The organism is Streptomyces sp. NPDC094143 (assembly GCF_040303825.1).
Lineage (GTDB): Bacteria > Actinomycetota > Actinomycetes > Streptomycetales > Streptomycetaceae > Streptomyces.
In genome coordinates this window covers 105,698-132,350 of the sequence record NZ_JBEOTZ010000011.1, presented here as the reverse complement: position 1 = coordinate 132,350, position 26,653 = coordinate 105,698, and the positions used below count along the sequence as shown (strand labels likewise).

Annotated in this window: 26 protein-coding genes; 9 read left to right on the top strand and 17 right to left on the bottom strand. The window is 73.1% G+C overall.

The features are described 5' to 3' along the window. Positions 1-46 precede the first annotated feature (46 nt). The 12 genes from ABTZ58_RS16955 to ABTZ58_RS16900 form a co-directional block, all read right to left on the bottom strand. The gene (locus ABTZ58_RS16955) at positions 47-1,183 is read right to left on the bottom strand and encodes a polyprenyl synthetase family protein (RefSeq protein ID WP_351356456.1); all 1,137 of its coding nucleotides are present in this window, start codon (positions 1,181-1,183) and stop codon (positions 47-49) included. Beyond that, positions 1,183-2,589, bottom strand: coding sequence for a hydroxysqualene dehydroxylase HpnE (gene hpnE / locus ABTZ58_RS16950; RefSeq protein ID WP_351356453.1), 1,407 nt, complete (start codon positions 2,587-2,589; stop codon positions 1,183-1,185). The genes ABTZ58_RS16955 and hpnE overlap by 1 nt, the downstream gene beginning before the upstream one ends. Further along, positions 2,589-2,717, bottom strand: coding sequence for a DUF6380 family protein (locus ABTZ58_RS16945; RefSeq protein ID WP_351356450.1), 129 nt, complete (start codon positions 2,715-2,717; stop codon positions 2,589-2,591). Before ABTZ58_RS16945 ends, hpnE begins: the two co-directional genes overlap by 1 nt. Further along, complete coding sequence (hpnD, locus tag ABTZ58_RS16940; protein ID WP_351356447.1) at positions 2,714-3,664, bottom strand: presqualene diphosphate synthase HpnD; 951 nt, start codon at positions 3,662-3,664, stop codon at positions 2,714-2,716. Before hpnD ends, ABTZ58_RS16945 begins: the two co-directional genes overlap by 4 nt. After that, on the bottom strand, positions 3,661-4,563 hold the full coding sequence (gene hpnC / locus ABTZ58_RS16935) for a squalene synthase HpnC (RefSeq protein ID WP_351356444.1): 903 nt from the start codon (positions 4,561-4,563) through the stop codon (positions 3,661-3,663). The genes hpnD and hpnC overlap by 4 nt, the downstream gene beginning before the upstream one ends. 359 nt (positions 4,564-4,922) lie before the next feature. Then, positions 4,923-5,711: an ABC transporter ATP-binding protein gene (locus ABTZ58_RS16930; RefSeq protein ID WP_351356441.1), complete on the bottom strand. Its 789-nt coding sequence runs from the start codon at positions 5,709-5,711 to the stop codon at positions 4,923-4,925. Further along, on the bottom strand, positions 5,704-6,633 hold the full coding sequence (locus ABTZ58_RS16925; protein ID WP_351356438.1) for an ABC transporter permease: 930 nt from the start codon (positions 6,631-6,633) through the stop codon (positions 5,704-5,706). Before ABTZ58_RS16925 ends, ABTZ58_RS16930 begins: the two co-directional genes overlap by 8 nt. Before the next feature lie 111 nt (positions 6,634-6,744). After that, positions 6,745-7,617 carry a glycosyltransferase family 2 protein gene (locus ABTZ58_RS16920; protein ID WP_309093445.1) on the bottom strand — a complete coding sequence of 291 codons (873 nt, stop codon included), beginning with the start codon at positions 7,615-7,617 and terminating at the stop codon, positions 6,745-6,747. Positions 7,618-7,622: 5 nt separating this feature from the next. Continuing rightward, the gene (locus ABTZ58_RS16915) at positions 7,623-8,402 is read right to left on the bottom strand and encodes a CDP-alcohol phosphatidyltransferase family protein (RefSeq protein ID WP_351356435.1); all 780 of its coding nucleotides are present in this window, start codon (positions 8,400-8,402) and stop codon (positions 7,623-7,625) included. Continuing rightward, on the bottom strand, positions 8,380-9,441 hold the full coding sequence (locus ABTZ58_RS16910; protein ID WP_351356432.1) for an iron-containing alcohol dehydrogenase family protein: 1,062 nt from the start codon (positions 9,439-9,441) through the stop codon (positions 8,380-8,382). Before ABTZ58_RS16910 ends, ABTZ58_RS16915 begins: the two co-directional genes overlap by 23 nt. Beyond that, the gene (locus ABTZ58_RS16905) at positions 9,429-10,181 is read right to left on the bottom strand and encodes a phosphocholine cytidylyltransferase family protein (RefSeq protein ID WP_351356428.1); all 753 of its coding nucleotides are present in this window, start codon (positions 10,179-10,181) and stop codon (positions 9,429-9,431) included. The genes ABTZ58_RS16910 and ABTZ58_RS16905 overlap by 13 nt, the downstream gene beginning before the upstream one ends. Further along, a complete protein-coding gene (locus ABTZ58_RS16900) occupies positions 10,178-11,992 on the bottom strand; it encodes a DUF5941 domain-containing protein (protein WP_351356425.1) in 1,815 nt (604 codons plus the stop codon). Before ABTZ58_RS16900 ends, ABTZ58_RS16905 begins: the two co-directional genes overlap by 4 nt. Before the next feature lie 276 nt (positions 11,993-12,268). Here ABTZ58_RS16900 and galE point away from each other — a divergent pair, with 276 nt between their 5' ends. The 3 genes from galE to idi all read left to right on the top strand — a co-directional run bounded on the left by galE (position 12,269) and on the right by idi (position 15,195). Further along, positions 12,269-13,258, top strand: a complete 990-nt coding sequence (gene galE / locus ABTZ58_RS16895; RefSeq protein ID WP_351356422.1) for a UDP-glucose 4-epimerase GalE — start codon at positions 12,269-12,271, stop codon at positions 13,256-13,258. Positions 13,259-13,396: 138 nt separating this feature from the next. Continuing rightward, positions 13,397-14,335, top strand: a complete 939-nt coding sequence (locus ABTZ58_RS16890) for a cation diffusion facilitator family transporter (protein WP_351356420.1) — start codon at positions 13,397-13,399, stop codon at positions 14,333-14,335. 266 nt (positions 14,336-14,601) lie between these two features. Then, entirely contained in the window at positions 14,602-15,195 is a 594-nt protein-coding gene (idi, locus tag ABTZ58_RS16885; protein ID WP_351356417.1) for an isopentenyl-diphosphate Delta-isomerase, read from the top strand. A gap of 16 nt (positions 15,196-15,211) precedes the next feature. Here the strand turns inward: idi and ABTZ58_RS16880 are convergent, their stop codons facing one another. Further along, positions 15,212-15,718 carry an ATP-binding protein gene (locus ABTZ58_RS16880; RefSeq protein WP_351356705.1) on the bottom strand — a complete coding sequence of 169 codons (507 nt, stop codon included), beginning with the start codon at positions 15,716-15,718 and terminating at the stop codon, positions 15,212-15,214. A gap of 218 nt (positions 15,719-15,936) precedes the next feature. Between ABTZ58_RS16880 and ABTZ58_RS16875 the strand changes: the two genes are divergently transcribed. Next, on the top strand, positions 15,937-16,692 hold the full coding sequence (locus ABTZ58_RS16875) for an enoyl-CoA hydratase/isomerase family protein (protein WP_351356414.1): 756 nt from the start codon (positions 15,937-15,939) through the stop codon (positions 16,690-16,692). Here the strand turns inward: ABTZ58_RS16875 and ABTZ58_RS16870 are convergent. After that, positions 16,679-17,314 (bottom strand): DJ-1/PfpI family protein, encoded by a 636-nt coding sequence (locus ABTZ58_RS16870; protein ID WP_351356411.1) that lies wholly within the window; start codon positions 17,312-17,314, stop codon positions 16,679-16,681. The two genes, ABTZ58_RS16875 and ABTZ58_RS16870, sit on opposite strands and share 14 nt — an antisense overlap. Positions 17,315-17,341: 27 nt before the next feature. Next, entirely contained in the window at positions 17,342-18,301 is a 960-nt protein-coding gene (locus ABTZ58_RS16865) for a GlxA family transcriptional regulator (protein ID WP_351356408.1), read from the bottom strand. A 113-nt stretch (positions 18,302-18,414) separates the two neighbouring features. Between ABTZ58_RS16865 and ABTZ58_RS16860 the strand changes: the two genes are divergently transcribed. The 4 genes from ABTZ58_RS16860 to ABTZ58_RS16845 all read left to right on the top strand — a co-directional run bounded on the left by ABTZ58_RS16860 (position 18,415) and on the right by ABTZ58_RS16845 (position 22,759). Then, positions 18,415-19,284 carry an SCO6745 family protein gene (locus ABTZ58_RS16860; protein WP_351356405.1) on the top strand — a complete coding sequence of 290 codons (870 nt, stop codon included), beginning with the start codon at positions 18,415-18,417 and terminating at the stop codon, positions 19,282-19,284. A gap of 154 nt (positions 19,285-19,438) precedes the next feature. Next, positions 19,439-19,570 carry an LPFR motif small protein gene (locus ABTZ58_RS16855; RefSeq protein WP_252100478.1) on the top strand — a complete coding sequence of 44 codons (132 nt, stop codon included), beginning with the start codon at positions 19,439-19,441 and terminating at the stop codon, positions 19,568-19,570. 100 nt (positions 19,571-19,670) lie between these two features. Beyond that, positions 19,671-22,073 (top strand): Tex family protein, encoded by a 2,403-nt coding sequence (locus ABTZ58_RS16850; protein ID WP_351356401.1) that lies wholly within the window; start codon positions 19,671-19,673, stop codon positions 22,071-22,073. Between the two features lie 128 nt (positions 22,074-22,201). Beyond that, positions 22,202-22,759 carry a putative glycolipid-binding domain-containing protein gene (locus tag ABTZ58_RS16845; RefSeq protein ID WP_351356398.1) on the top strand — a complete coding sequence of 186 codons (558 nt, stop codon included), beginning with the start codon at positions 22,202-22,204 and terminating at the stop codon, positions 22,757-22,759. Here ABTZ58_RS16845 and abc-f read toward each other — a convergent pair. Both abc-f and ABTZ58_RS16835 read right to left on the bottom strand, forming a co-directional pair. Further along, positions 22,756-24,396, bottom strand: coding sequence for a ribosomal protection-like ABC-F family protein (gene abc-f / locus ABTZ58_RS16840; RefSeq protein ID WP_351356395.1), 1,641 nt, complete (start codon positions 24,394-24,396; stop codon positions 22,756-22,758). The two genes, ABTZ58_RS16845 and abc-f, sit on opposite strands and share 4 nt — an antisense overlap. A gap of 13 nt (positions 24,397-24,409) precedes the next feature. Next, the gene (locus tag ABTZ58_RS16835; protein ID WP_351356392.1) at positions 24,410-25,453 is read right to left on the bottom strand and encodes an oxidoreductase; all 1,044 of its coding nucleotides are present in this window, start codon (positions 25,451-25,453) and stop codon (positions 24,410-24,412) included. A gap of 66 nt (positions 25,454-25,519) precedes the next feature. Between ABTZ58_RS16835 and ABTZ58_RS16830 the strand changes: the two genes are divergently transcribed. Continuing rightward, positions 25,520-26,470: an NAD(P)/FAD-dependent oxidoreductase gene (locus tag ABTZ58_RS16830; protein ID WP_351356389.1), complete on the top strand. Its 951-nt coding sequence runs from the start codon at positions 25,520-25,522 to the stop codon at positions 26,468-26,470. The last annotated feature ends 183 nt before the right edge of the window (positions 26,471-26,653 follow it).

Below are 26,653 nucleotides of genomic sequence, written 5' to 3'. Positions count from 1 at the left end.
GCGGCACCGGCCGGCGACTACGCGAGGGTTATTCGGCCGATAGTGATCATCTCTTCCGTACGACGACGAAGTCCGCGAGCGCCGTGAACTGTTCCCGCACCCGTTCGGGCATGTCCACGGCGTCGAGGGCCTCGATGGCGATGGTGTGCTGACGGCGTGCCTCGTCGGCGGTCCACTCGCGGCCGCCGGCCTCCTCGATGAGGGCGGCGCGGGCCGCGAACTCCTCCTCGGAGAAGTTCTCCAAGTCGCTGGCCTTGGCGTCGGCGGCGAGGATCTCGCCGAGCCGCTCCGAGGCGGGGCCGCCGGCCGCGAGCGCGGCGACGACCGGCAGGGACTTCTTGCGCTGGCGCAGGTCGCTCCAGGTCTGCTTGCCGGTGGAGACCGGGTCGCCCCAGATGCCGAGCAGGTCGTCGACGGCCTGGAAGGCGAGGCCCAGGTGGTAGCCGTACTTCTCCAGCGAGTCGGCGGTGCGGTCGTCGGCGCCGCCGAGGACGGCGCCGATGGAGCTGGCGCAGGCGAGCAGGGCGCCGGTCTTGTTGCCCTCCATCTCCAGGCACTCCTCGACGCTGACGCGGTCGCGGTGCTCGTAGGAGATGTCCTGGGCCTGGCCGTCGATCAGGGCGCGGGTGGCGGTGGTCAGGCGGCGGGTGGCGCGGCCGGCGTCGACGGTGCCGAGTTCGAGGAGCACCTCGCCCGCGAGGGCGAACAGGGCGTCGCCGACCAGGATGGCCTGGGCGGGGCCGTGCACCTTCCACACCGTGTCGCGGTGGCGGCGCTGTTCGTCGCCGTCCATGAGGTCGTCGTGGAGGAGGGAGAAGTTGTGGACGAGCTCCACGGCGACGGCGCCGGGGACGCCGGTCTCGGGAGCGGCTGACATGACCTCGGCGGACAGCACCGCGAGGGCGGGGCGCACGGCCTTGCCGCCGTCGCCCTCGGCTGGCCTGCCCTGGGCGTCGATCCAGCCGAAGTGGTAGGCGGCGACCGTGTCCATGGGAGGGGCCAGACGGTCGACGGCCGCCCGCAGCACCGGAGTGGCCAGGGTCCGGCCGCGCTCCAGCAGCGCGGTCACGTCCACCGCCTCGGCAGTCCTCGAGGCCGGGGGCACAGTGGGCACAGTCTCTCCTCTTGTTGCGGTACCGGGGGTGCGGGGGCCGCCGCCCGCCGCGCCGGCCTGGGCCGGCATCACGCCGCCTCCTCGAAGTCGAAGAGGTGACGGGGGCGGGGCCGGCCCAGGGCGCCCAGCACGGCGTCCGCCGCGCTCACACCGCTGCGGACCGCACTCTCCATGGTCGCGGGCCACCCGGTGGCGGTCCACGCTCCGGCCAGGCACAGGCCGGTTGCCTTGGTGCGGGCGCCGGGCCTGAGGCGCCCGACGCCGGGGGTGGGAGCGAACGTCGCGGTGCGCTCCCGGGTGACGAAGAAGTCCTTCACCTCGGCGCCCCGGGTCAGCGGCAGCAGCCGCTCCAGCTCGGGCAGGTACCGCTCGCGCAGGACGGCGACGGGCGCGTCGATCTCGTCCTGGGCCGCCGACTGGGACAGGGCCAGGTACTGCCCGGAGCGCAGCCCGGACGCCTCGGTCCGGTCGAACACCCACTGGACCGGCGTGCCGAGGGCGGTGAGGAAGGGCCGGGCGAGGACCTTGCGGTCGTACACCACATGGACGTTGAGGATCGGCGCGGTGCCGATCTCCAGGAGCCGCTCGGGCGCGTCGAGGGCGCCCTGGGGCAGCAGGTCGTGCGCCTCGCGCTGCGGTACGGCGAGCACGACGGCGTCGGCGTCGAGCGTCTCGCCGGGAACCTGGACGCTCCACCCGCCGTCCGCGTTCCGGGAGACGGAGGTGACGCGGGTACGGACCTCGGTGCGGACGCCCGCGGAGTCCAGGGCCTTGCGGGCCAGCCGGTCGTGCAGGTCGCCCAGCGGGACACGCGCCCAGCCGATGTCGGCCGCGCCCGGGTCGGACAGCAGACCGGTCTTGAACACCATCGCGGCGAGCCCCAGGGAGGCCTGCGACGCGACCGCGTTGAGGGTGGCGACGCCGACCAGGTCCCACAGGGCCTCGACGGCGCGCGGCGACTGGCCGTGCGCGGCGAGCCAGCTGCCGAAGTCCTGCGTGTCGAGCGCCGGGTCGGCGAGGTCGAGCCCCTTCAGCGCGAGCGCCGCCCGGCCCACCCGGGCGCGCTCGGCCAGCGACAGGTGCGGATAGGTGGCGAGGCTGCGGCCCAGGTGCAGGGGCACGGGCAGCGCTTCGCGCCGCAGCCTGCCGAGCCGCCGCCCTTCGGGCCGCGCGAGGTCCACGACGGGGACGTTGAGCCGGTCCTGCAGCGGGGCCAGCGCCGCTCCCTCGATGCGGTCGAGGAACCAGCGGTAGGCGGTGCAGCAGCGCAGGTACACGTGCTGGCCGTTGTCGACGGTGAGGTCGCCGCGCTGGAAGGAGAAGGCCAGGCCGCCGAGCCGGGGCCGGCCCTCCAGCAGGGTGACGCGCACTCCGGCGTCGGCGAGCGCGAGCGCGGTGGTGACGCCGGCGAGCCCGCCGCCCACCACGACGGTGTGCCGGCCGTCCGCGACCGGTCCGTGGGACCGTGTGCTCATCACGCGCCCTCCCCTGTGCGGCGGCCGTGCTGCCCGGACCGTGCGCGGCCGGCCGTCTGTGTCAGGGACGCGGGCCCCGGCCGGAGGGTTGCCCGCCGCTTTCCGCCGAGGGCGGTGCCGCGGGTCATGCGCGCCTCCTGACGGCCTGTCGGGTCACGTGCCGGGCGTCCAGGCCGGACAGCCCGCGCACGGCGACGTACGCCTTCTCCCGGCCGGGCAGCGAGACCCGGCCGCGCAGCACGGCCTCGGGGTCGCGCTCGATGCGGTCGAGCAGGCGGCGGTAGATGCCGGCCATGGCGGCGACGCAGGCGCCGCTGCGCCGGTCGAGCATGGGCAGCAGCCGGTAGCCCTCGGCGAAAAGAGCGCGGGCCCGTCGCACTTCGAAGTGCACCAGGCCCGCGAAGTCGGAGCCCTCGGGTGGCTTCGGCCCGCTGAAGCCGGCCGAGCAGCCGAACTTCGCGAGATCGTCGGCGGGCAGATAGGTACGGCCCTCCACGGCGTCCTCGCGGACGTCCCGGAGGATGTTGGTGAGCTGGAGCGCGAGACCGAGCGTGTCGGCATACTCGGGCGCGCGCTCGACGCCGCGCGCCCCCGGTTCGGTGCCGAACACGCCGAGCGAGAGCCGCCCGATGGCGCCCGCCACGCAGCGGCAGTACACCTTCAGGTCGTCCCAGGTCTCGTAGGTCTCGCCGCGGACGTCCATGAGGACGCCGTCGATGAGTTCGTCCAGGCCGCCCAGCGGGATCGGGAACTGCCCGGCCGCGTGGGTGAGGGCGACCGCGACCGGGTCGGTGTCGTCCTCGTCGACACCGCCCTCGCGGATGCGGGTGAGCAGCGCCCGGGTCTCCTCCAGCCGGGCGACCTTGACGTCGTCGGCGAGCGCGCCGTCACCGATGTCGTCGACCCGCCGCGAGAACGCGTACAGCGCCGACATCGCCCGGCGCTGGGCCGTCGGCAGCAGCCGGATGCCGTAGGCGAAGTTACGGGCCTGCCGCCCGGTGACGGCCTCGCAGTAGCTGTAGGCGGCGAGTACCGGCGGGGATGTGTGTGGTTCCGACTCCACGGTCCGGATCACCCCTCTCCTCGCAGGGTCACGCCCACCTCACGCAGCAAGCGGACCTTGCCGGGCTTGGGCGGGCCGGGAAGTACGTCGTAGTCGGCGGCGGCGATCGCGTGCAGAGCCGCCCTTCCTCCCGCCACGAACCCGGCGAGCAGCAGCTTCAGTCTGCCGTGGACGCTACCCACCAGGGGGGCGCCCTCATTCAGCAGATCCCGGGCCCGTTGCGCCTCGTACGCGATCAGCGCGCGGACCGGGGCGCCGGCGGTGTCCGCGGCGAGATCCTCCTCCTCGACGTGGAAACGCTTCAGGTCGGCGGCGGGCAGGTACACCCGGTCCCGGCCGAGGTCCTCGGCCACGTCCTGGAGGTGCTCGACGATCTGCAGGGCGGTGCAGATCATGTCGGAGCGGCGGATCCGCTCGGGCGTGGAGGTGCCGGTGACGGCGAGGACGAGGCGCCCCACCGGGTTGGCCGAGAGCTCGCAGTAGGCGAGCAGGTCGTCGTAGGTCTCGTAGCGGCCGACCAGCTGGTCCTGGCGGTTGGCGGCGATCAGGCCGAGGAACGGCTCGGGGGCCAGGGAGCGGCGGCGGACGGTCGGCTGCAGGCGGCGCAGCAGCGGGTGGCGGGGCGTGCCGTCGAAGACCCGGCGCAGGTCGGCCTCGAAGGCGTCGAGCAGGACCAGCCGGTCGTCGGCCTCCTGCGGGGAGACCCCGAGCAGCCGGGCGTCGGCACCGCCGGGGGCGAGGTCACCGTCGCCGATGTCGTCGACGAGGCGGGCGAAGCCGTAGACGGCCATGAGGTCGGTGCGCCAGACCCGGGGCAGGAAGAAGGGGGCCACCGGGAAGTTCTCGCCCGCGGCCTTGCCGAGGGTGCCGCGCTCCGGGTCGAGGGCGCGCGCCGTGCCGGTTCCCGTCACCGCCGGCTGCCCGGCGCGGGGACGGCACGTGCTGCGTGGAGCTGGGGAGTTTCCGTAGCCATCGCCGTCACATCTCCCGTTCTACACTGCCGACCCAATACACACTATTTCGGACACGCCGCCCGACCGTCCGCACGGCGACCCGACGAGCGGTGTCGCGCATTATCGCCCTGATTGCCGTGTTTCGGGACCGGTACAGCTTACGTTGTACAACGCATCGCGGATCGCCTGGGTGTCCTGCACATCACGAGAACACACCGATCGGCCCCAAGCTTCCTGCAAAGGACCGGAGTTGACGCTTCCTTTGCAGACGCGGGGCCCCGCCGGAACAGTTCCGCCGGGGCCCTGGCCGAGCCGGGCTACTTGTTGGTGAACTTCTCGTACTCCTTGAGCACCTCGTCGGTCGGGCCGTCCATGCGCAGCTCGCCGCGCTCCAGCCACAGGACGCGGTTGCAGGTGTCGCGGATGGACTTGTTGTTGTGGCTGACCAGGAACACCGTGCCGGCTTCCTTGCGCAGCTCCCGGATGCGGTCCTCGGAGCGCTTCTGGAACTTGCGGTCGCCGGTGGCCAGTGCCTCGTCGATCATCAGGACGTCGTGGTCCTTGGCCGCGGCGATGGAGAACCGGAGCCGGGCCGCCATGCCGGAGGAGTAGGTGCGCATGGGCAGGGTGATGAAGTCGCCCTTCTCGTTGATGCCGGAGAAGTCGACGATGTCCTGGTAGCGCTCCTTGATCTCCTCGCGGGACATGCCCATGGCCAGCCCGCCCAATATGACGTTGCGTTCGCCGGTGAGGTCGTTCATCAGGGCCGCGTTGACACCGAGCAGCGAGGGCTGGCCGTCGGTGTAGACCTTGCCCCGCTCGGCGGGCAGCAGACCCGCGATGGCGCGCAGCAGGGTGGACTTGCCGGAGCCGTTGGAACCGATCAGGCCGATGGCCTCGCCCCGGTAGGCGACGAAGGAGACCCCGCGCACGGCGTGCACCTTGCGCACCCCCCGCGCGGCGTCGTCGGAGCCGCGCTTGAGGATGCGGCTGAGGGCGGCGGTGGCGCTGCCCTTGCCGGTCTTGGCGCCGTTGACGCGGTAGACGATGTGCAGATCGTCCGCGATGACGGTGGGGATCTTCGCGTCCTGCTTCTGCTCAGCCACGGCCGTACCTCTCCTCCGCCTTCCAGAAGTACACGAAGCCGCCGAGGGCGAACAGCACGGCCCAGCCGCCCGCGACCGCCCAGACGTGGTCGGGCAGGTACTGCGAGCCGTAGTCGTCGATGAGCGCGAAGCGCATCAGGTCCATGTAGATCGCGGCCGGGTTCCACTGCAGGACGTTGGCGATCCAGGCCGGCTTGTCCTCAAGGAAGATCGGGATGGAGAACATCACGCCGGACGCGTACATCCACGTCCGCATCACGAACGGCATCAGCTGCGCGAGGTCGGGGGTCTTGGCGCCCGCCCGGGCCATGATCAGCGCGAGGCCGGTGTTGAAGCAGAACTGCAGGACGAGCACCGGCACGATCAGCGCCCAGGACAGGTCCGGGTAGTGGCCGAACCCGATCGCCACGGCGAACAGCACGATCATCGAGAACAGCAGCTGCTGGAGCTGCTGCAGCGCGAACGAGACCGGCAGTGAGGCGCGCGGGAAGTGCAGGGCGCGGACCAGGCCGAGGTTGCCGGAGATCGCGCGCACGCCCGCCATCACCGAGCTCTGCGTGAAGGTGAACACGAACACGCCCGTGACCAGGAACGGGATGTACACCTCGCGGGACATGCCCCGGTCGGCCTCCAGCAGCAGGCCGAAGATGAAGAAGTACACGGCCGCGTTGAGCAGCGGCGTGGCCACCTGCCACAGCTGGCCGAGCTTGGCCTGGCTGTACTGTGCGGTCAGCTTCGCCTGGGAGAAGGCGAGGATGAAGTGCCGCCGTCCCCAGAGCTGACGGACGTACTCGATGAGGGACGGCCGGGCGCCGCTCACGCTCAGCCCGTACTTGGCGGCGAGCTCCCTCGCCGTGAGGCCCTCGTCGGGCGCCGTGGGCGCGCTCACCGCGACCGTGGCGTCGTGCGTTGTCTCACTCACTAGTGGAAACTTTCGTCTTCGAGATGCGCGGCCTGTGCGGGCCTGGCATGAGCCGGGGGCCGGGGTACGGCCCCTCCCGGATGCTCCCGGACGCTCGCGGACACGAGCTTGTCAGATGACGGGGGGCCGGCCCAGTCGGGTCAGCCGCCACACCGTACGCCACTTCATGGGCCGGCGGGGCCCGCAGGGGGTGGCCCAGCCCTCGCGGAATCCGCCGAACCAGGCCCGCAGCGCACGGCGGGAGGGGCGGCGCAGGAGGGTGAGCAGCAGCCACACGCCGAGGTAGACGGGGACGAGGAGCGCGGGGAGGTTGCGGCGGGCCAGCCAGACCCGGTTGCGGGCCACCATCCGGTGGTAGACCGCGTGCCGCGAGGGGGCGGTCGTCGGGTGGTAGAGCACCATGTCGGACCGGTAGTCGATCATCCAGCCGGCGTCGAGGGCCCGCCAGGCGAGGTCGGTCTCCTCGTGGGCGTAGAAGAACGCGTCGGGCAGGCCGCCGACGTCGGCGAAGACGCGGGTGCGGACGGCGTTGGCGCCGCCCAGGAAAGTGGTGACCCGGGAGGAGCGCATCGGGTCGGCGGCGCGCAGCCGGGGGACGTGGCGGCGCTGGGTGACGCCGGTGTCCGGGTCGGCTATGCGGAAGCTGATGATGCCGAGCTTCGGGTCGGCCTCGAACGCCTTGCGGCACAGTTCGGCGGTGTCGTGGCTCGCGAGGAGCCCGTCGTCGTCGAGGAAGAGCAGGATGTCGACGTCCCGGCCGGCCGGGCCGAAGGCCTCGATGCCGACGTTGCGGCCGCCGGGGATACCGAGGTTCTCGGGCAGCTCGATCGTGCGCACGCCCTCGGGGACGTCCGGGACGGGCGAGCCGTTGCCGACCACGACCACCTCGACCGGGTCGCCGTCCTGCTTGGCGACCGAGTCGAGGAGGGCGCGCAGCTCGTCGGGGCGGTTGCCCATGGTGATGATGACGGCGCCGACCTTCATGCCGCTCACTTCAGCCTGCTCGAAGCGAGGATGGAGACGAGGTGCAGCAGCGTCTGCACCAGGGCGATGCCGGCCAGCACCGCCACGCCGAGCCGGGAGAAGAACAGGTCACCGCGGGCCTGGTCGACGATCGCCAGGACCAGGATCAGCAGGGACGCCTCGATGCCGAGGATGAGGCGGTGGAACTTCAGGAAGGCGGCGGCCTTGCGGGCCAGCGCCATGCCGGAGGAGCGCATCTCGGCGGCGGCCTCCTTGACCGGCGGCTTGCCGGCCTGGTGCCGGGCGACGCCGACGAGGTCGGTCTCGGCCTTGATGAGGATGGCGCCGAGGGCGGCCAGGGTACCGAGGAAGGCCCACAGCCAGTCGATGCGGCCGCTGCCCCACAGGTCGGCGGCGCGCAGGCCGAAGCCGGTGAGCACGGCGGCGTCGGTGAGGTAGGCGCCGACGCGGTCCAGGTAGACGCCGTTGAGCGAGTACTGCTTCTTCCAGCGGGCGATCTCGCCGTCGACGCAGTCCAGCAGCAGGTACATCTGGACGCACACGACGCCGAGCACGGCGCCCGGGATCCCCGGCACGAGCAGTGCCGGGGCCGCGAGCACACCGAAGACGGTCATCAGGTACGTGAGCTGGTTGGGCGTGACCCTGGTGTTGACCAGGTAGCGGTCGACCCGCAGGGACACCTCGCGCATGTAGAGGCGTCCCATCCAGTGCTCACCGCTGCGCCGGTCCTTCACCCCTGCGGGGTGAACGACGGGGCGTAGTTCAGCTACCGATGGCCTTGACATAGTCGGTGTAGGTGTCCTTGATCTGTTCGGTGTTCAGGTCGAGGTGTTCGAGGATGGTGTAGCGGCCGGGCCGGGTCTCGGGGGCGAACTCGACGGCCCTGACGAACTCGTCCGTGGTGAAGCCGATCTCGTCCGGCAGCACGGGCAGACCGTGGCGGCGCAGCACCTCGGCCATGTACGCCGACTGCTCGTGCGCCCCGCGCAGCCACATCGCGAAGGCCGCGCCGAGACCGCACTGCTCGCCGTGGGCGGCGGCCCGCTTCGGGTAGAGCAGGTCGAAGGCGTGGTTGATCTCGTGGCACGCCCCGGAGGACGGCCGTGAGTCGCCCGACACCGACATGGCGATGCCGCTGAGGACGAGCGCCTCGGCGAGCACCTGGAGGAAGTCGTTGTCCCCGATGCCGCCCGGGTGCCGCAGCACGGCCTCGCCGGCCTGGCGGGCCATGGCCGCGGCGAGTCCGTCGATCCGCTCGCCCTTGACCCGGTTGGCCAGCTCCCAGTCGGCGATCGCCGAGATGTTGGAGACGGCGTCGCCGATGCCGGCGCGGACGAAGCGGACCGGGGCCTCACGGATGACGTCCAGGTCGATGACGACCGCGATCGGGTTCGGCACGCCGTAGGAGCCGCGGCCCGCGTCGTTGTCGAGGGTGGCGACCGGCGAGCACAGGCCGTCGTGCGCGAGGTTCGTCGGCACGGCGACCAGGGGCAGCCCGACGCGTGCCGCGGCGAACTTCGCGCAGTCGATGATCTTGCCGCCACCGAGGCCGACGACCGCGTCGTAGTGGCCGGCCTTTATGTCACCGGCCAGCCGGACCGCGTCGTCGAGGGTGCCGCCGCCGACCTCGTACCAGGTGGCACCGGGCATGCCGGGCGAGATGCGCTCGCGCAGCTTCGCGCCGGAGCCGCCGCTGACGGCGACGGCGAGGCGGCCGGAGTGCGAGATGCGCTCGTCGGCGAGGACGCAGGCCAGGTCGTCGAGGGCGCCCGGGCGGATGTCGACGACGAGCGGCGAGGGGATCAGCCGGGTCAGTACTGGCATGCGATCTCCCGTCCACGGGCGAGATCGTCGTGGTTGTCGATCTCGACCCAGCTGACGTCGCCGATGGGTGCCACGTCGATGCGGAAGCCGCGGTTCACCAGCTCCTGGTAGCCGTGCTCGTAGAACTGCTGCGGGTCGGTCTCCCAGACGGCCTTGAGCGCGTCGGCGAGCTCCGGGGCCGCGTCGCCCTCGATGAGGGTGACGCCGATGTACTCGCCGGTGGCCTCGGCGGGGTCCATCAGCTTGGTGATCTTCGTCATGCCCTTGGCCGGGTCGACGACGACCTTCATCTCCTCGTCGGCGAGCTGCTTGACCGTGTCGAGCGCGAGAATGATCTTCTTGCCCTCACCGCGGGCGGCGAGCAGCGTCTTCTCGACGGAGACCGGGTGGACGGTGTCGCCGTTGGCGAGGATCACGCCGTCCTTGAGGGCGTCACGCCCGCACCACAGGGAGTAGGCGTTGTTCCACTCCTCGGCCTTGTCGTTGTCGATGAGGGTGAGCTTGAGGCCGTACTTCGCCTCCAGCGCCTCCTTGCGCGCGTAGACGGCCTCCTTGCGGTAGCCGACGATGATCGCCGCTTCCGTGAGGCCGACCTCGGCGAAGTTGGCGAGGGTCAGGTCGAGAACCGTTGGTTCGCCCTCTATGCCCGCGGGCCCCACCGGCACCAGCGCCTTGGGAAGGCTGTCGGTGTAGGGGCGCAGACGCCGTCCGGCGCCGGCCGCCAGCACGAGGCCGATCATGCGGGTTCTCCTTCATCGTGTACGGCGGGTGCGCCGCCCTGGTGGGCGGCGACCCAGAAGCGGATGCTCTCGACGAGCACCACCAGGGCCACGGCCACGGCGAGGACCGTGAGCGCGACCGTGAACTGCGGGGCGGTGAGCAGCGCGGCGAGGACGGTGACGAGCAGCGTCCGTCCCTCGTGCCCCCCGATGGAACGCACCAGCCAGGCGGGGGGCGCTCCGGCGTCGCCGCGGATGCGGTACACCGTGTCGTAGTGATGGTAGGCGACCGCGGCCACCAGCCCGAAAGCCGCAGGAAGGGCTCCGTTCACGTCCGCCCGGGCCGCCAGTACCAGGACGGTGCCGTACTCGGCGGCGCGCAGGAACGGGGGCACGAGCCAGTCGAGGGCGCCCTTGAGGGGGCGGGCGACGGCGAGGCCCGAGGTCAGGGCGTAGGCGAGTGCGGCGACGACCGGCCAGGGCCCGCCGAAGCCGGTCAGCACGGACGTGAGGACGACGGCGAGGCCGCCGAGGAGGGCGACGGCGGGTGCCGTGAAGCCCGGCAGCGAGCGCGCGGGCTTGCGCAGCGCCTCGGCGATGCCCTGGGCGAGCGGGCCGCTGTCCGCGAGGTCGGCCAGGGCGCGTGCCGCCCGGTCGGTGCGCTGTGCCCCGCGGGTGAGGGAGCGCAGCACCCGGCCCGCCGTGGTGTACGTCGCCGCGAACGCGCAGCCGACGAGCAGGGCGTAGAAGGTGATGCGGGGGGTGGTGAGGGCCGTGAGCACCGCGATCATCGCCCAGCGTTCGCCGATGGGCAGGACGATCATGCGGCGCACCCAGACCGTCCAGCCGACGCTGTCGAGCTTGTCGGACAGGGCGGCGGTGGGGCTGGTGTTGGCGGTGGCGTCGTGGTTGGCCTCGTTGAAGGAGAAGTCCACGACGTGCCGGCAGGTCTGCAGGACCATGGCGCCGAGGGCCAGGGCCCAGACGTCGTCGCCGCCGCGGGCGGCACCGAGGGCGAGGCCGGCGTAGTAGGCGTACTCCTTGGCCCGGTCGAAGGTGGCGTCCAGCCAGGCGCCGAGCGTGGAGTACTGCAGGGAGTAGCGGGCGAGCTGGCCGTCGGTGCAGTCGAGCACGAAGGAGGCGATCAGCAGGACGCCGGCCGCGACGAAGCCGCCGCGGGTGCCGGTGGCCGCGCAGGCCGCCGCTATGAGGGCGGTCAGCAGCGAGGCGGTGGTGACCTGGTTCGGGGTCAGGCCCCGGCGGGCGCACCAGCGGGCGATGTAACGGGAGTACGGGCTGACGCAGAAGGTGGTGAAGAAGCCGTCGCGGGCCTTCACGGCCGACTTCAGGCGTACGGCCTCGTCGTCGACGTCCGCGACCGCCTGCCGGGCCTCGTTGCGGGCCTGCGGGTCGGCGGGCACGGCGGCGACCAGGGTGCCCAGCTCGGGGCGGTGCACGGCGGTGCCGTCGGCGTCCAGGGCGGTGAGGACGCGGTCGGCGAGGCTGTCGACCAGGGTGGTGCCGCCGCCTGAGGAGTTCTCGCGGGCCATGGCCCGGGTGAGGGCCTGGCGGCCGGCGGGCCGGGCGGTGACGGCGCCGGGGATCGCGGCGAGCGGGAAGCGGGGGTCGGTGAGGCCGAGGCGCAGGGCGTGCACGTGCCCCACGAACCGGGCGTCGACCAGGGCCACCCGCTCGTCGCCCGGCACCTCGGCGAGCAGTGTCTCGGCCTCGGTGGCGTCGGCTGCGACCCGGACGTCGAACCCGAGGGACCGCAGGTCGCCCTCGATCGACGATCCGGGGACCGGCTGACCGGTGAGGATGGCGGTCGACAACCGAATTCACTCCCTGGTACCGACGCGTCCGCGCCGGTGGTGTGCACGATGGGGGCGCCCGTGCCGGTGACTGCCGGGCGGCTGTCGGCAGAGGCTATCGGATCCCGGGAAGGGCGTGTTCACCACCCGTTCGGCGGATGGATCGACGCAGTTCGCCCGAGCCCTTGCCGCGATCATCATCGTGGATCCGGGGGCCGCCCCACAAACCGCGCTTCCCGTACCGGACATCGGGGACATTGCACCGGGCACGGGAGTGGCGGCATAGGGTGGGCGACCATGACTTGGCTGATCACCGGCGGGGCCGGCTACATCGGGGCCCATGTGGCCAGGGCCATGACGGAGGCCGGGGAGCGCGTCGTCGCCCTGGACGATCTCTCGGCCGGGGTGCCCGCGCGGCTGCCGTCCGGCGTCCCGCTCGTGCGGGGCTCCTCGCTCGACGGGGCGTTGCTGAAGCGGGTGTTCGCGGAGCACGGCGTGACGGGGGTGGTGCACCTCGCGGCGCGCAAGCAGGTCGCCGAGTCCGTGGCGCAGCCGACGCGGTACTACCGGGAGAACGTGGGCGGCCTTGCGACCCTGCTGGACGCGGTGGCCGAGGCGGGCGTCCGGCGCTTCGTGTTCTCGTCGTCGGCGGCGGTGTACGGCGACCCGGGTGTGGACCTCATCACGGAGGACACACCCTGCGCGCCGGTGAACCCGTACGGGGAGACCAAGCTGGCCGGGGAGTGGCTGGTGCGGGCGGCGGGCCGGGCGCACGGGATCTCCACCGTGTGCCTGCGCTATTTCAACGTGGCGGGGGCGGCCGCGCCCGAGCTGGCGGACACGGGGGTGTTCAACATCGTGCCGATGGTGTTCGACCGGCTGACCCGCGACGAGGCGCCCCGGATCTTCGGCGACGACTACCCGACCCCGGACGGCACCTGTGTGCGCGACTACATCCACGTCGCCGACCTGGCCGAGGCGCACCTCGCGGCGGCCCGGCGGCTCGCCGGGGACGGCGTCCCGGGCGATCTGACGGTCAACATCGGCCGCGGGGAGGGCGTCTCGGTGCGCGAGCTGATCACGGTCATCGGTGAGGTCACGGGCGACCGGCGGCCCCCGGTCGTCGAGGGCCGGCGCCCCGGGGACGCGCCGCGGGCGGTCGCGTCCGCGGCGCGGGCGGCCTCGGAACTCGGCTGGACCGCCCGGCGCGGGGTGCGCGAGATGGCCGCGTCGGCCTGGCACGGCTGGCTGCTGCACCACGGCTCGCGACCCCCCGAGAGCGGCTGAGGGCGCCCTGACCTGCGTATCGTTTCCGCAGGTCAGGGCACATGACAACGGTGTTCAGTGCCGCGTTGCGCATACCCCCTCCCCGTAGTTCACTGGGGTCCCCGAGCACGATGAGGCGGACGCGGAGGGTGGCTTTTCATGGGGGCTGGGCACGATCACGGGCACGCGCACGGTGGGCCGGGCGGCGCCACGGCGACCTCGGCGTACCGGGGCCGGCTGCGGGTCGCGCTGGCGATCACGCTCGGCATCGTGGCGGTCCAGATCGTCGGTGGCGTCCTCGCCGACTCGCTGGCGCTGGTCGCGGACTCGGCGCACATGGCGACGGACGCGCTGGGCCTGGCCATGGCGCTGGTCGCGATCCACTTCGCGAACCGCCCGCCGAGCGACCGGGCCACCTTCGGCTACGCGCGGGCCGAGATCCTCGCCGCCCTGGCCAACTGCCTGCTGCTGCTGGGGGCCGGCGGGTACGTGGTGTACGAGTCGGTGCAGCGCTTCCTCACCCCGGCGCAGACCGAGGGCTGGCTGGCGCTGCTGTTCGGTGCGATCGGCCTGGTCGCGAACCTGGTGTCGCTGGCGCTGCTGATGCGGGGGCAGAAGGAGAGCCTGAACGTGCGCGGCGCGTTCCTCGAGGTCGCGGCGGACGCGCTGGGGTCGGTCACGGTGATCGTCTCCGCTGTGGTGATCATGCTCACGGGCTGGCAGGCGGCCGACCCGATCGCCTCGCTCGTCATCGCGCTGATGATCGTGCCCCGGACCCTGAAGCTGCTGCGTGAGACCCTCGACGTGCTGCTGGAGGCGGCCCCCAAGGGGGTCGACATGGCGCAGGTGCGGGCGCACATCCTCGCCACGGACGGGGTGGAGGACGTCCACGACCTGCACGCCTGGACCATCACCTCGGGCATGCCGGTGCTGTCGGCCCACGTGGTCGTCAGCTCGGAGGCGCTGAGCGCGACCGGCCACGAGAAGATGCTGCACGAGCTGCAGAACTGCCTCGGTGACCACTTCGACGTGGAGCACTGCACCTTCCAGCTGGAGCCGGGCGGGCACGCGGAGCACGAGGCGCACCTCTGTCACTGAGGCGCGGGAGGCCCATGGGGCGCGTGACCTCTGGTGTGCGCCGGGGGGCACGACCGTCCGGGGCGCGCCCGCGCCGGAGGCTCTCACCGCATCGGCGGAGACGATTTCCGGCCCATCGGCCCGGGCACGATCCCCTGCGGGGTCCCTCCTTCCGGCGTCCCGGCAGACGCCATCCGCCGTGCGGGACATGCGGGGACAGCGAAGTGCCGGGAGTGCCGGATTCGTACGGCAGACTTGGGGCGCGAAGACCGATGTGAAGGATGGGTATGCCGATCACACCTGCCACCGCGACGCACAGCCCGTCGAACGGCACCGCAGACGCGATTTTGCTGGAACTGGTCGACGAGGACGGCGTGACGATCGGCACCGCGGAGAAGCTCGCCGCACACCGGCCGCCCGGGCAGTTGCACCGCGCGTTCTCCGTGTTCCTCTTCGACGAGTACGGCCGACTGCTGCTCCAGCAGCGCGCGCTGGGCAAGTACCACTCCCCCGGGGTGTGGTCCAACACCTGCTGCGGCCACCCCTACCCGGGTGAGGCGCCCTTCGCGGCGGCGGCGCGGCGCACCTTCGAGGAGCTCGGCGCCTCCCCCTCCCTGCTGGCCGAGGCGGGCACGGTCCGCTACAACCACCCGGACCCGGAGTCGGGACTGGTGGAGCAGGAGTACAACCACCTCTTCGTCGGCATGGTGCAGGCCGTGCTACGGCCCGATCCGGCGGAGGTGGCGTCGACGGCGTTCGTGACGCCACCGGAGCTCGCGGAGCGGCACGCCAGGGACACCTTCTCGGCCTGGTTCATGACCGTCCTGGACGCCGCCCGGCCGGCGATCAGGGAGCTGACGGGCACCTCGGCCGGCTGGTGAGGACCCGCCGGCAGGCCTAGGAGAAGCGGGCGGGCCGGAGCGGCAGGGCGGCCCAGATCACCTTGCCGCCGCTCGCGGTGTGTTCGACCTCGCACAGACCGCCTGCCTCGCGGGTGATCTCGCGGACGAGGAGCAGGCCGCGGCCCCCGGTCCGGCCGTGGTCGGTCTCCAGGGCCGTCGGCCGGTAGGGGTGGTTGTCCTCCACGGACACCCGGAGCCACTCGGCGCCGACGGCCAGTTCGACCGCGATCGTCGGCGACAGCACGGCCGCGTGTTTCACGGCGTTCGTCACCAGTTCGGAGACGATCAGCAGCAGTCCCTGGGCCAGGTCGTCCGCGACCGGCACCGCCTGACGGCGCAGCAGGTCCCGTACGGCGTGCCGCGCCTGCGGGACCGAGGCGTCGACGGCCGGTGCGGTGAACCGCCAGATCCCCTCGTACGGCAGCGGATCCGCCGGCCCGGCACCTAGGGGCGCCGCGCCGCCCTCTGGGCGTGGGCCGAACCCGCGCCCCTCGTCGTCCATCGTCCGGTCGCCACCCTCACGCTCGATTGTCGCCACACGTCGAGTGTTGGTAACGATGCGCTCCGGACCCCGGTGCTGAACAGAAGTCAGCAAGTATCGAGCGCTTCTGACCGTTGGCGCTTGACACGGTCAGTTGTGGGACTGGTCCTGCCCCTGTTGTGCCGTCTTGGCGAACTATTCGGGTTGTACGGGTTTGACCTCCGGATAGCATCCGGCGCATGGATCCGCAGCTGCAGCACAGCGTGGCCGGCTCGGTCGCGACGGTCGTCATCAGCCACCCGGAGAAGCGCAACGCCATGACGGCCGCGATGTGGCGCGCCCTGCCGCCGCTGCTCGGAGAGCTCGCGGGCGACCCGGCCGTGCGGGTGCTGGTGCTCACCGGGGAGGGCGCGACGTTCTGCGCCGGGGCCGACATCGCCACGCTGCGGGGCTCGCCTCGGGAGGCGCAGCGGCTGGCCGTGCGGGCCGAGGAGGCACTCGCGGCGTTCCCCAAGCCGACGCTCGCGGCGATCCGGGGGCACTGCGTGGGCGGCGGTGCGCAGCTGGCGGCGGCCTGCGACCTGCGGTTCGCCGAGGAGGGCGCGCTGTTCGGCGTGACGCCCGCGAAGCTCGGCATCGTGTACCCCTCGTCCGCCACCCGGCGGCTGGTGTCCCTGGTGGGGCCGGCCACCGCCAAGTACCTGTTGTTCTCGGCGGAGTTGATCGACGCGGAGCGGGCGCTGCGCACCGGCCTCGTCGACGAGGTGCTGCCCGCGGGTGAACTCGGCAAGCGGGTGGCCGAGTTCACCCGGGTCCTGGCGTCCCGCTCGCAGCTGACACAGGCGGCGGCCAAGGAGTTCGCGGACGGCCGCACGGACCGGGACGCGCACTGGGCCGGGCAGGCACGCGCGAGCGGTGACACCGCGGAGGGGGTCGGCGCGTTCCTGGAGCGCAGGCAGCCCCGGTTCGGCTGGAGCGTGCCTACGTCAGGATGAGCCCGGCGTGGGTCCGGACCAGGTCGACCAGGTGGGCGGGGGCCTTCTCCGGTGATCCGGCGTCGTAGGGCGGCTGGGGGTCGTACTCGGTGGCCAGTTGGACGATGCGCGCGTGGTCGTCGCCGGCGATCCGGCCGAGCAGGGTCAGTCCCATGTCGATGCCGGCGGAGACGCCGGCGGCGGTGACGTACTTGCCGTCGGTGACGACCCGCTCCCCCGTCGGCTCGGCGCCGTGGCGGGCGAGTTCCTCCAGGGCCAGCCAGTGGGAGGTCGCGCGGCGGCCGCGCAGGAGCCCGGCCGCCGCGAGCAGCAGGGAGCCGGTGCACACGGACGTCGTCCAGGTGCTGGTGGCGTCGGCGGCGCGCAGCCAGGTGAGCAGGGGGCCGTCCGCCGCCGACGGCAGCGGGCCGGGGCCGCCGGGGACGACGATGATGTCGGGGTTCGGCACGTCGGCCAGGGCCCGGTCGGCGGTGAGGGCGAGGCTGCCCGAGTCGTTGCGCACGGGACCGGGCTCCTCGGCGACGAAGACCGTCCGCGCGCCCGGGAGCCGCCCGAGGGTCTCGTAGGGGCCGACGGCGTCGAGTGCGGTGAAGCGGTCGTAGAGGACGATGGCGATCTGCATGGAATCCCTTCCGGTCGGGTGCGGTGGTCAGGGTGCCGGCGCGGGGCGGAAGCGGCGGCGGTACTCCGCCGGGGGTGTGCCCAGGGCCTTGACGAAGGCGCGGCGCATGGCCTCGGGCGTGCCGTAGCCGCTGGTGCGGGAGATCTCCTCGATGCCGTCGACCGTGTCCTCCAGGAGGCGGCGGGCGTGTTCGAGGCGGACGCGGTCCACGTAGCGGCCGGGCGTCATGCCGGTCTCCGCGCGGAAGGCGCGGGCGAAGTGGCGGGGCGAGAGGCGGGCCCGGGCGGCGAGGGACTCGACGGACAGGTCGGCGTCCGGGCGCTCGGCGATGTGGCGCTGGACCTCGCGCAGGGGCTCGCGCCGGGCGGTCTGGGCCGCGAGCTGGGCGCTGAACTGGGCCTGGTTACCGGGCCGGCGCAGGAACACCACGAGGTGCCGGGCGATGGTGAGGGCCACCTCCCGGCCCAGGTCCTCCTCGACCAGCGCGAGGGCGAGGTCGATGCCGGCGGTGACACCGGCCGAGGTGGCGACGTGCCCGTCGCGGACGTAGACCGGGTCGGGGTCGACCTCGACGGCCGGATGGTCGCGGGCGAGCCGGGCGCTGTAGGCCCAGTGGGTCGTGGCGCGCCGGCCGTCCAGCAGCCCGGCCGCGGCGAGCACGGTCGCTCCGGTGCACACGGAGACCAGCCGCCCGGCGCCCGGCCCGTGCTCGCGCACCCAGTCGACCAGTCGCGCGTCGGGCCGCAGACCGCCGGTGCCGCCGGGGACGAGCAGGATGTCCGGGTCCGGCGCGCCGTCCAGGGGCGCGTCGGGTACGAGAGTCAGGCCGCTGGTGGTCCGTACGGGCGCGCCGTCCAGGGAGGCCGTGCGGATCCGGTACGTCCCCGGGGCGAGCAGCTCCGCGCCCGCGAAGACCTCCACGGGGCCGGACACGTCGAGACTCTGCGCGCCGTCGTAGAGGACGGCGAGAACCGTGCGCTGGGCCATGCCGTCGATGGTGCGCGGGCACGGCGCACGGCCGCAATGACGAGTACCCACCTTTCCTGCCCTGTCGCGCACGGCTGTGGAGGTCATACCAAGCGGTTGGTAACCTGCGCGGCATGACCACTGCCGCCCTGGAGCCGCGTGCCGGCCGACGCTGCCACAACGTGCTCAACTCCCTGCACGCGACGCACTACTTCTCGCCGGACCTCGGCCGGGAACTGGGTGCCGTCGGGATCACCGACCCCCGGGCCGTGAACTTCGCCGTGCGCTCCGCCGCCTTCGGTCCGGTCGGCGCCGGGGCGGTGGCCGCGGTCTTCTACAACTACCGGTACGAGCTGGTGGCCCGGCACGTGCCCGCGGTGTGGGAGACCGCCACGCCCGGGCAGGTGCTGGCCGCACGCGTGCGTGCCGTGGACGCGACCCTGCGCCGGCTGCTCGGCGAGGAGGCCCTGGCGTCGGCGGAGATGGCGGAGGCCGCCCGGCTCGCCCTGCGGGCCGCCGAGGCCTGTGCGCGCGAGGCGCGGCCGCTGTACGCCGCCCACGCCGACCTGCCCGTCCCCGAGGAGCCGCACCTGAGGTACTGGCACGCGGCGACCCTGCTGCGCGAGCACCGGGGCGACGGGCACCTGGCCGCCCTGGTGTCCGCGGGCCTGGACGGACTCGAAGCCCTGGTGACCCATACGGCGACGGGCAAGGGCATGACGCCGAAGTGGGTGTTCGCCACCCGGGGCTGGAGCCGGGAGGACTGGGACACGGCGTCGGACCGGCTGCGCGAGCGCGGGCTGCTGGACGGGAGCGGCGAGCTCACGGAGCGGGGCGTGGCCCTGCGCGGCGAGATCGAGCAGGAGACGGACCGTCTCGACCGGGCCCCGTACGAGCACCTGGGCCCGGAGGGCGTGGCCCGGCTGACCGAGCTGGGCGGAGCGTTCGCGCAGGCCGCTGTCATGGCGGGGGCGTTCCCGGCGGACCTGATCGGCAAGGGCTGACGGCTTCTCGGGGCGGGAAGTTCGTCGGGGCCGCTCCGCTCACGCCCGGGACCCTTCCGGGCACGCGTGTCCGGCCGTGACGCATGGTGAGGAGTCTGCGCGGTACTCGCTCCGCACCGGCCGTCGCGGCCGGGAGTGGAGAAAGGGGAATTTCGTGTTCCGTGCTATCGCAGACGTGCTGCGCCAGATCGGCGGGGCCATCGCCACCGTCGTGACGCTGCCCTTCCGGGCCCTGGCCCGGCTCTTCGGCGGGGCCTCGTCCTCCACCCGCAGCCGCAGGGCCTGACCGCTGCCGACGGGCCGCCGCGTGCCGCCTTGATCCCCGGGTGTCGGTGTCACCTGCCACAATTGCCGCGCAACCTCAGCGGAGAAGGCGGTACGGGATCGTGACGACACCCGGGTCCAACGGGTCCACCAGCGCAGTGTCCATCGAAGGCAGGATCGCCGAGGAGCTCGGCGTACGGGAGCGGCAGGTCAGGGCCGCCGTGGAACTGCTCGACGGCGGTTCCACGGTGCCCTTCATCGCTCGCTACCGCAAGGAAGCGACCGAGATGCTCGACGACGCGCAACTGCGCACGATCGAGGAGCGGCTGCGCTACCTGCGGGAGCTGGAGGAGCGGCGGGCCGCGATCCTGGACTCGGTGCGCGAGCAGGGCAAGCTCACCGAGGAGCTGGAGGCCCGGATCCGGGGCGCGGAGACCAAGGCGCGCCTGGAGGACATCTACCTCCCGTTCAAGCCCAAGCGCCGCACCAAGGCGCAGATCGCCCGCGAGGCGGGCCTGGAGCCGCTGGCGGAGGGGCTGCTCGGCGATCCGACCGTCGAACCCCTCGCCGCGGCCACCGCGTTCGTCGACGCGGACAAGGGCGTGGCCGATCCGCAGGCCGCCCTCGACGGTGCCCGGGCGATCCTCACCGAGCGGTTCGCCGAGGACGCCGACCTCATCGGCGAGTTGCGTGAGCGCATGTGGGTGCGCGGGCGGCTGGTCGCCAAGGTGCGCGAGGGCAAGGAGGAGGTGGGCGCGAAGTTCGCCGACTACTTCGACTTCGCCGAGCCGTTCACGGAGCTGCCCTCGCACCGCGTGCTGGCGATGCTGCGCGGCGAGAAGGAGGAGGTCCTCGACCTCGTCCTGGAGCCCGAGGAGCCGACGGACGGCCCTTCGTCGTACGAGGGGATCGTCGCGCACCGGTTCGGGATCGGCGACCGGGGCCGTCCCGCCGACAAGTGGCTGGCGGACACGGTCCGCTGGGCCTGGCGCACCCGCATCCTCGTCCACCTCGGCATCGACCTCAGGCTGCGGCTGCGCACGGCCGCCGAGGACGAGGCGGTGCGGGTCTTCGCGGCGAACCTGCGCGACCTGCTGCTCGCCGCCCCGGCCGGCACGCGCGCGACGCTCGGCCTGGACCCCGGCTTCCGTACCGGTGTGAAGGTCGCCGTGGTCGACGCGACCGGCAAGGTCGTCGCCACGGACGTCATCCACCCGCACGTCCCGGCCAACCGGTGGGACGAGGCCATCGCCAAGCTGGCCCGGCTGGCGAAGGAGCACGCGGTCGAGCTGATCGCCATCGGCAACGGCACGGCCTCGCGCGAGACCGACAAGCTCGCCGGGGAACTGATCGCCAGGCACCCGGAGCTGAACCTCACGAAGGTGATGGTCTCCGAGGCCGGCGCGTCGGTGTACTCGGCGTCCGCGTTCGCCTCGCAGGAGCTGCCCGACATGGACGTCTCGCTGCGCGGCGCCGTGTCGATCGCCCGCCGGCTGCAGGACCCGCTGGCGGAGCTGGTGAAGATCGACCCGAAGTCGATCGGCGTCGGCCAGTACCAGCACGACCTGTCCGAGGTGAAGCTGTCGCGCTCGCTGGACGCGGTGGTGGAGGACTGTGTGAACGGCGTGGGCGTGGACGTCAACACGGCCTCGGCGCCGCTGCTCGCCCGGGTCTCCGGCATCACCTCCGGGCTCGCCGAGAACATCGTGGCGCACCGCGACCAGAACGGGCCGTTCACGTCCCGCGGCCAGCTGAAGAAGGTGGCGCGGCTCGGCCCGAAGGCTTTCGAGCAGTGCGCGGGCTTCCTGCGCATCCGCGGCGGCGACGACCCGCTGGACGCGTCGAGCGTGCACCCGGAGGCCTACCCGGTGGTCCGGCGCATGGTGAAGACGACCGGGCAGGAGGTCGCCGCGCTCATCGGCAACACCTCCGTGCTGCGCTCGTTGAGGCCCGAGGACTTCGTCGACGAGTCGTTCGGTCTGCCGACGGTGACCGACATCCTCAGGGAGCTGGAGAAGCCGGGCCGCGACCCGCGACCGGCGTTCCGGACGGCCGCCTTCAAGGAGGGCGTGGAGAAGATCTCCGACCTGTCGTCCGGGATGGTCCTGGAGGGTGTGGTGACCAACGTGGCCGCCTTCGGGGCGTTCGTCGACGTCGGTGTCCACCAGGACGGCCTGGTCCACGTGTCCGCGATGTCGAAGACGTTCGTCAAGGACCCACGTGACGTGGTCAAGCCCGGAGACATCGTCAAGGTGAAGGTCCTGGACGTCGACATCCCGCGCAAGCGGATCTCGCTGACGCTGCGCCTGGACGACGAGGCGGCCCCGCAGGGCGGCGGCTCCGGCGAGGGCGAGCGTCGCCGGCGGGGCGGGCGACCGCCTCAGCAGCGCCAGGGCGGGGGCCAGGGCGGGGGCCGCGGGGGCCAGGGCGGGGGGTCGCGTCAGGCGCCCGCGCCGGCGAACAGTGCGATGGCCGACGCGCTGCGCCGGGCCGGTCTGGCCGATCCGAAGAACGGCCGCCGCTGACGGCTCGGCCGGGGTGGTCGTGGCGTGGGGAGCCGCGGGTCCGTCGTGGCTGGTCGCCCCCACGCGGCGGCAGCCGCACATCGACCGCAGCCCCCGCGCCCCTGGCGGGGCGGATCTAGACTGTCGGTATGTCTGCTGCACGCGTCCTCACCTGGGAGGTGTCCGCGAGCCGGGGGTTCGAGACCGCCTGGGTCCAGGTACGGGACGGCGTCCTGCGGGCGCGCGGGCGGGCCGTCGGGACCGAGCCTGAGCCCTACTGGGTCACATACGACCTGGACACCGCCGAGGGGTTCGTCACCCGCCGGCTGCGGGTGACGGTCGACTCCGCCGGCGGCAGCCGCACGCTCGATCTGCGGCACGACGGCGGGGGCGGATGGTCCGCGGACGGCGAGCGGTTGCCGGACGTCGACGGGGCCCTCGACTGCGACCTCGGGCTGTGCCCGCTGACCAACAGCATGCCGGTGCTGCGGCACGGGCTCCATCGCGGGCCGGGCGAGCCGGAGTTGCTGATGGCCTGGGTGTCCGTGCCGGACCTGGCGGTGTGGCCGTCGCGGCAGACGTACACGCATCTGCGCCCCGGGCGGGTCCGGTACGCCTCCGGTGACTTCCGCAGTGACCTGGAGTTCGACGAGGAGGGGTTCGTCGTCGACTACCCCTCGCTCGCGAGGCGCCTGGCCGCTGCCTAGCGCTCGGTCACCTTGCCGTCCGCCACCTCCAGGCGGCGGGTGACGTGCACCGCGTCCAGCATGCGGCGGTCGTGCGTGACCAGCAGGAGGGTGCCTTCGTAGGCGTCGAGGGCCGACTCCAGTTGCTCGATGGCCGGCAGATCCAGGTGGTTGGTCGGCTCGTCGAGGACCAGGAGGTTGACGCCCCGGCCCTGGAGCAGGGCGAGGGCGGCCCGGGTGCGCTCGCCCGGGGAGAGGGTCGCCGCCGGGCGCAGCACGTGGTCCGTCCTGAGACCGAACTTGGCCAGGAGGGTGCGGACCTCGGCCGGTTCGGTGTCCGGGACGGCCGCGCGGAACGCGTCGAGCAGGGACTCCTCGCCGTGGAACAGCTTGCGGGCCTGGTCGACCTCACCGAGCAGGACACCCGAGCCGAGCGCGGCGTGCCCGGCGTCCAGCGGGATCCGGCCGAGCAGGGCGGCGAGCAGCGTGGACTTGCCGGCGCCGTTCGCGCCGGTCACCGCCACCCGGTCCGCCCAGTCGATCTGGAGGGACACCGGGCCGAGGACGAAGCCGCCGCGGCGCACCTCGGCGTCCCGCAGGGTCGCGACGACGGCGCCCGAGCGGGGCGCCGACGCGATCTCCATGCGCAGTTCCCACTCCTTGCGGGGCTCCTCGACGACGTCCAGGCGTTCGATCATGCGCTGGGTCTGGCGGGCCTTCGCGGCCTGCTTCTCGCTGGCCTCGCTGCGGAACTTGCGGCCGATCTTGTCGTTGTCGTTGCCCGCCTTGCGGCGCGCGTTCTTCACGCCCTTGTCCATCCAGGAGCGCTGCGTCTGCGCGCGGTCCTGGAGGGCCGCCTTCTTGTCGGCGTACTCCTCGTACTCGTCGCGGGCGTGCCGCCGGGCGACGTCCCGTTCCTCCAGGTAGGCCGCGTAGCCACCGCCGTAGAGGTTGATCTCCCCCTGGGCGAGGTCGAGTTCGAGGACCTTGGTGACCGTGCGGGTGAGGAACTCGCGGTCGTGGCTGACGACCACCGTGCCGGCGCGCAGGCCGGAGACGAAGCGTTCGAGGCGCTCCAGGCCGTCCAGGTCGAGGTCGTTGGTCGGCTCGTCCAGGAGGAAGACGTCGTAGCGGGACAGCAGGAGGGAGGCGAGTGAGGCGCGGGCGGCCTGGCCGCCGGACAGGGAGGTCATCGGCTGGTCCAGGTCGATCGCGAGACCGAGGGAGTCGGCCACCTCCTCGGCGCGGTCGTCGAGGTCGGCGCCGCCGAGGGCGAGCCAGCGCTCCAGGCTCGTGGCGTAGGCGTCGTCGGCGCCCGGCGCCGCGTCGACCAGGGCCTGCGTCGCCTCGTCCATGAGCCGCTGCGCCTCGGCGACGCCGGTGCGGCGGGCCAGGAACGCCCGGACGGTCTCGCCGGGCCGGCGGTCGGGCTCCTGAGGCAGGTGGCCGACGGTGGCGCTCGGCGGGGACAGGCGCAGTTCCCCCTGCTCGGGTGTGGTGAGGCCGGCGAGCATCCGGAGCAGGGTGGACTTGCCCGCGCCGTTGGCGCCGACCAGGCCGATCACGTCGCCGGGCGCGACGACGAGGTCGAGCCCGGTGAACAGGGCGCGGTCGCCGTGGCCGGCGGCGAGGTTCTTGGCGACGAGGGTGGCAGTCATCTCAGGGCCGATCCTAAGGGGCCGCTGGGTGGGTCACCGCCGTCGCCAAGACGCTGCCCGTGGTGCGCGCGACGAGGAAGGACCGCCCCTTCACCGCCTTGGCGTCCAGCGGGATGCGGTGGCGGCCCGGTTGCAGGACGCCGTCGAACAGTTCGTGGGTGTGGGTGCGGGAGAGCCGGTCGACGCGGAACGCGGTGAGGGTGAGCCGGCAGGCGGAGGTGACCTCGACGTCCGCGCCGCCGCCGTCGGCGGTCAGGGCGGTCAGGCGGCGCTGTCCGGCGGGGCTGCGGTCCAGGGCGTGTTCGATCTGGGCGACGAGGAGCGGGACGATCGGGGCGAGGCCGTCGACGTGGGCGACCGGGACCCGGGCGTGTTCGAAGGCGCGGCGGACGGCGGCCCGTTCCAGCTCGGCGGTGTCCGGGCCGAAGACGACGGCGGCGTAGCCGCGCAGTTCGTCGGCGGGCACGCCGTGGGCGTCGTGGGCGATGTCGGCGCCGACGCCGATGATGCGTAACGCGGCGGCGAGCCTGGCCAGGACGGCGACGCGGGCGCCGATCAGCAGGACGCGGCGGCGGGGATCCGGGACGGAGCCGTCGAGCAGGGTGGTCAGGGCCGTGCGGTACTCGGCGCCGCGGAAGCGGAACGGGCCGATGCCGTGGTAGCCGTTGCGTTCGAGGTCGGCGTGTTCGTCGGTCTGCCAGGCGAAGTCCCGCCAGACGACGTCCTCGCCGTCGGGGCGGATCACGGCGGTGACGGCGCCGCAGGCCAGGTCCTCGCACTCGGGGCAGCCGTAGACGACGTACCGGTCCCCGGGCAGCGGGGCCGGGCTCTCCAGGAGCAGGCTGCGGACCTGGGCGGTGAAGATCGCGGGCGGGACGTCGGAGGCGAGCGGGGAGACCGCGTCGAGATCGGAGAGCTGGAACAGCAGGGGGCGTCCGTCGACGATGAAGTCGAGGAAGTCCCGGTGGACCTGGTAACCACCGTCCGTGAGGACTCCGCCGGCCCGCATCGCGGGGGCCAGGCCGAAGGTCGTGTACTGGGCGTACTCGGCGCACATGGGGTGAGTATCCCCACACTGGGCGTGATGTGAGCACGGCATGCCTTATTCCGCTACGGTCCGGCCATGGCAGACGAACCGAGTGACGAGATCGTGGTGGTCGGAGGCGGGGTCGTCGGGCTGACGACCGCGGTGGTTCTCGCCGGGCGCGGACGGCGGGTGCGGCTGTGGACGCGGGACCCCGCCGAGGCGACCACCTCCGCCGTTGCCGGTGCGCTGTGGTGGCCCTACCGGATCCAGCCGGCCGGACTGGCGCGGGCGTGGGCCCTGCGGTCGCTGGAGGTGTACGAGGAGCTGGCCGGGCGGCCGGGGACGGCCGGCGTACGCATGGTCGAAGGGGTACTGGGCGAGACCCGGCTCGACGAGGTGGCCGGGTGGCTGGCGGAGCGGGTGCCGGGGCTGCGGGCCACCACGGCCGGGGAGTACGCGGGGCCGGGCGTGCGCGCGCGGCTGCCGCTCATCGACATGCCGGTGCATCTGGCGTGGCTGCGCGAGCGGTTCGTCGCGGCGGGCGGGGTGGTCGAGGCGCGTACGGTGTCCTCGTTCGCGGAGGCCGACGCGCCGGTCGTGGTCAACTGCACGGGGCTCGCGGCGCGGGAGCTGGTGCCGGATCCGTCCGTGCGGCCGGTGCGCGGGCAGTTGGTCGTGGTGGAGAACCCCGGCATCGACACGTGGCTGGTCGCCACTGACGCGGCCGGGGAGTACGCGTACCTGTTCCCGCAGCCGGGCGGGCTCGTCCTCGGCGGTACGGCGGAGGAGGACGTGTGGTCCCTGGAGCCGGACCCGGCGACGGCCGAGGCGATCGTCACCCGCTGCGCGGCGCTGCGGCCGGAGGTCGCCGGGGCGAAGGTGCTGGCGCACCGGGTCGGGCTGCGCCCCACCCGCCCGGCGGTCCGCCTGGAGCGCGACACCCTGCCGGACGGCCGGCTCCTGGTGCACAACTACGGCCACGGCGGCGCGGGCGTCACGGTGGCGTGGGGGTGCGCGGAGGAGGCGGCGGAGCTGGTCACCGGCTGAGGCGGGGCCCGCACCCGGCTGCTTTGGCGCCGGGCCGGAGCCCACCCCACCCTCCGGACCGCCTGGACCACAAGCCCCCGCGGGGCAACCGAACCCGTGCGACCACGGCCGCAGGGATGCACCGGGAAAGCGGCGCGGCCGGACGACGCCTGCGGCGAGCACCGCACCCGGCTGCTCCAGCAC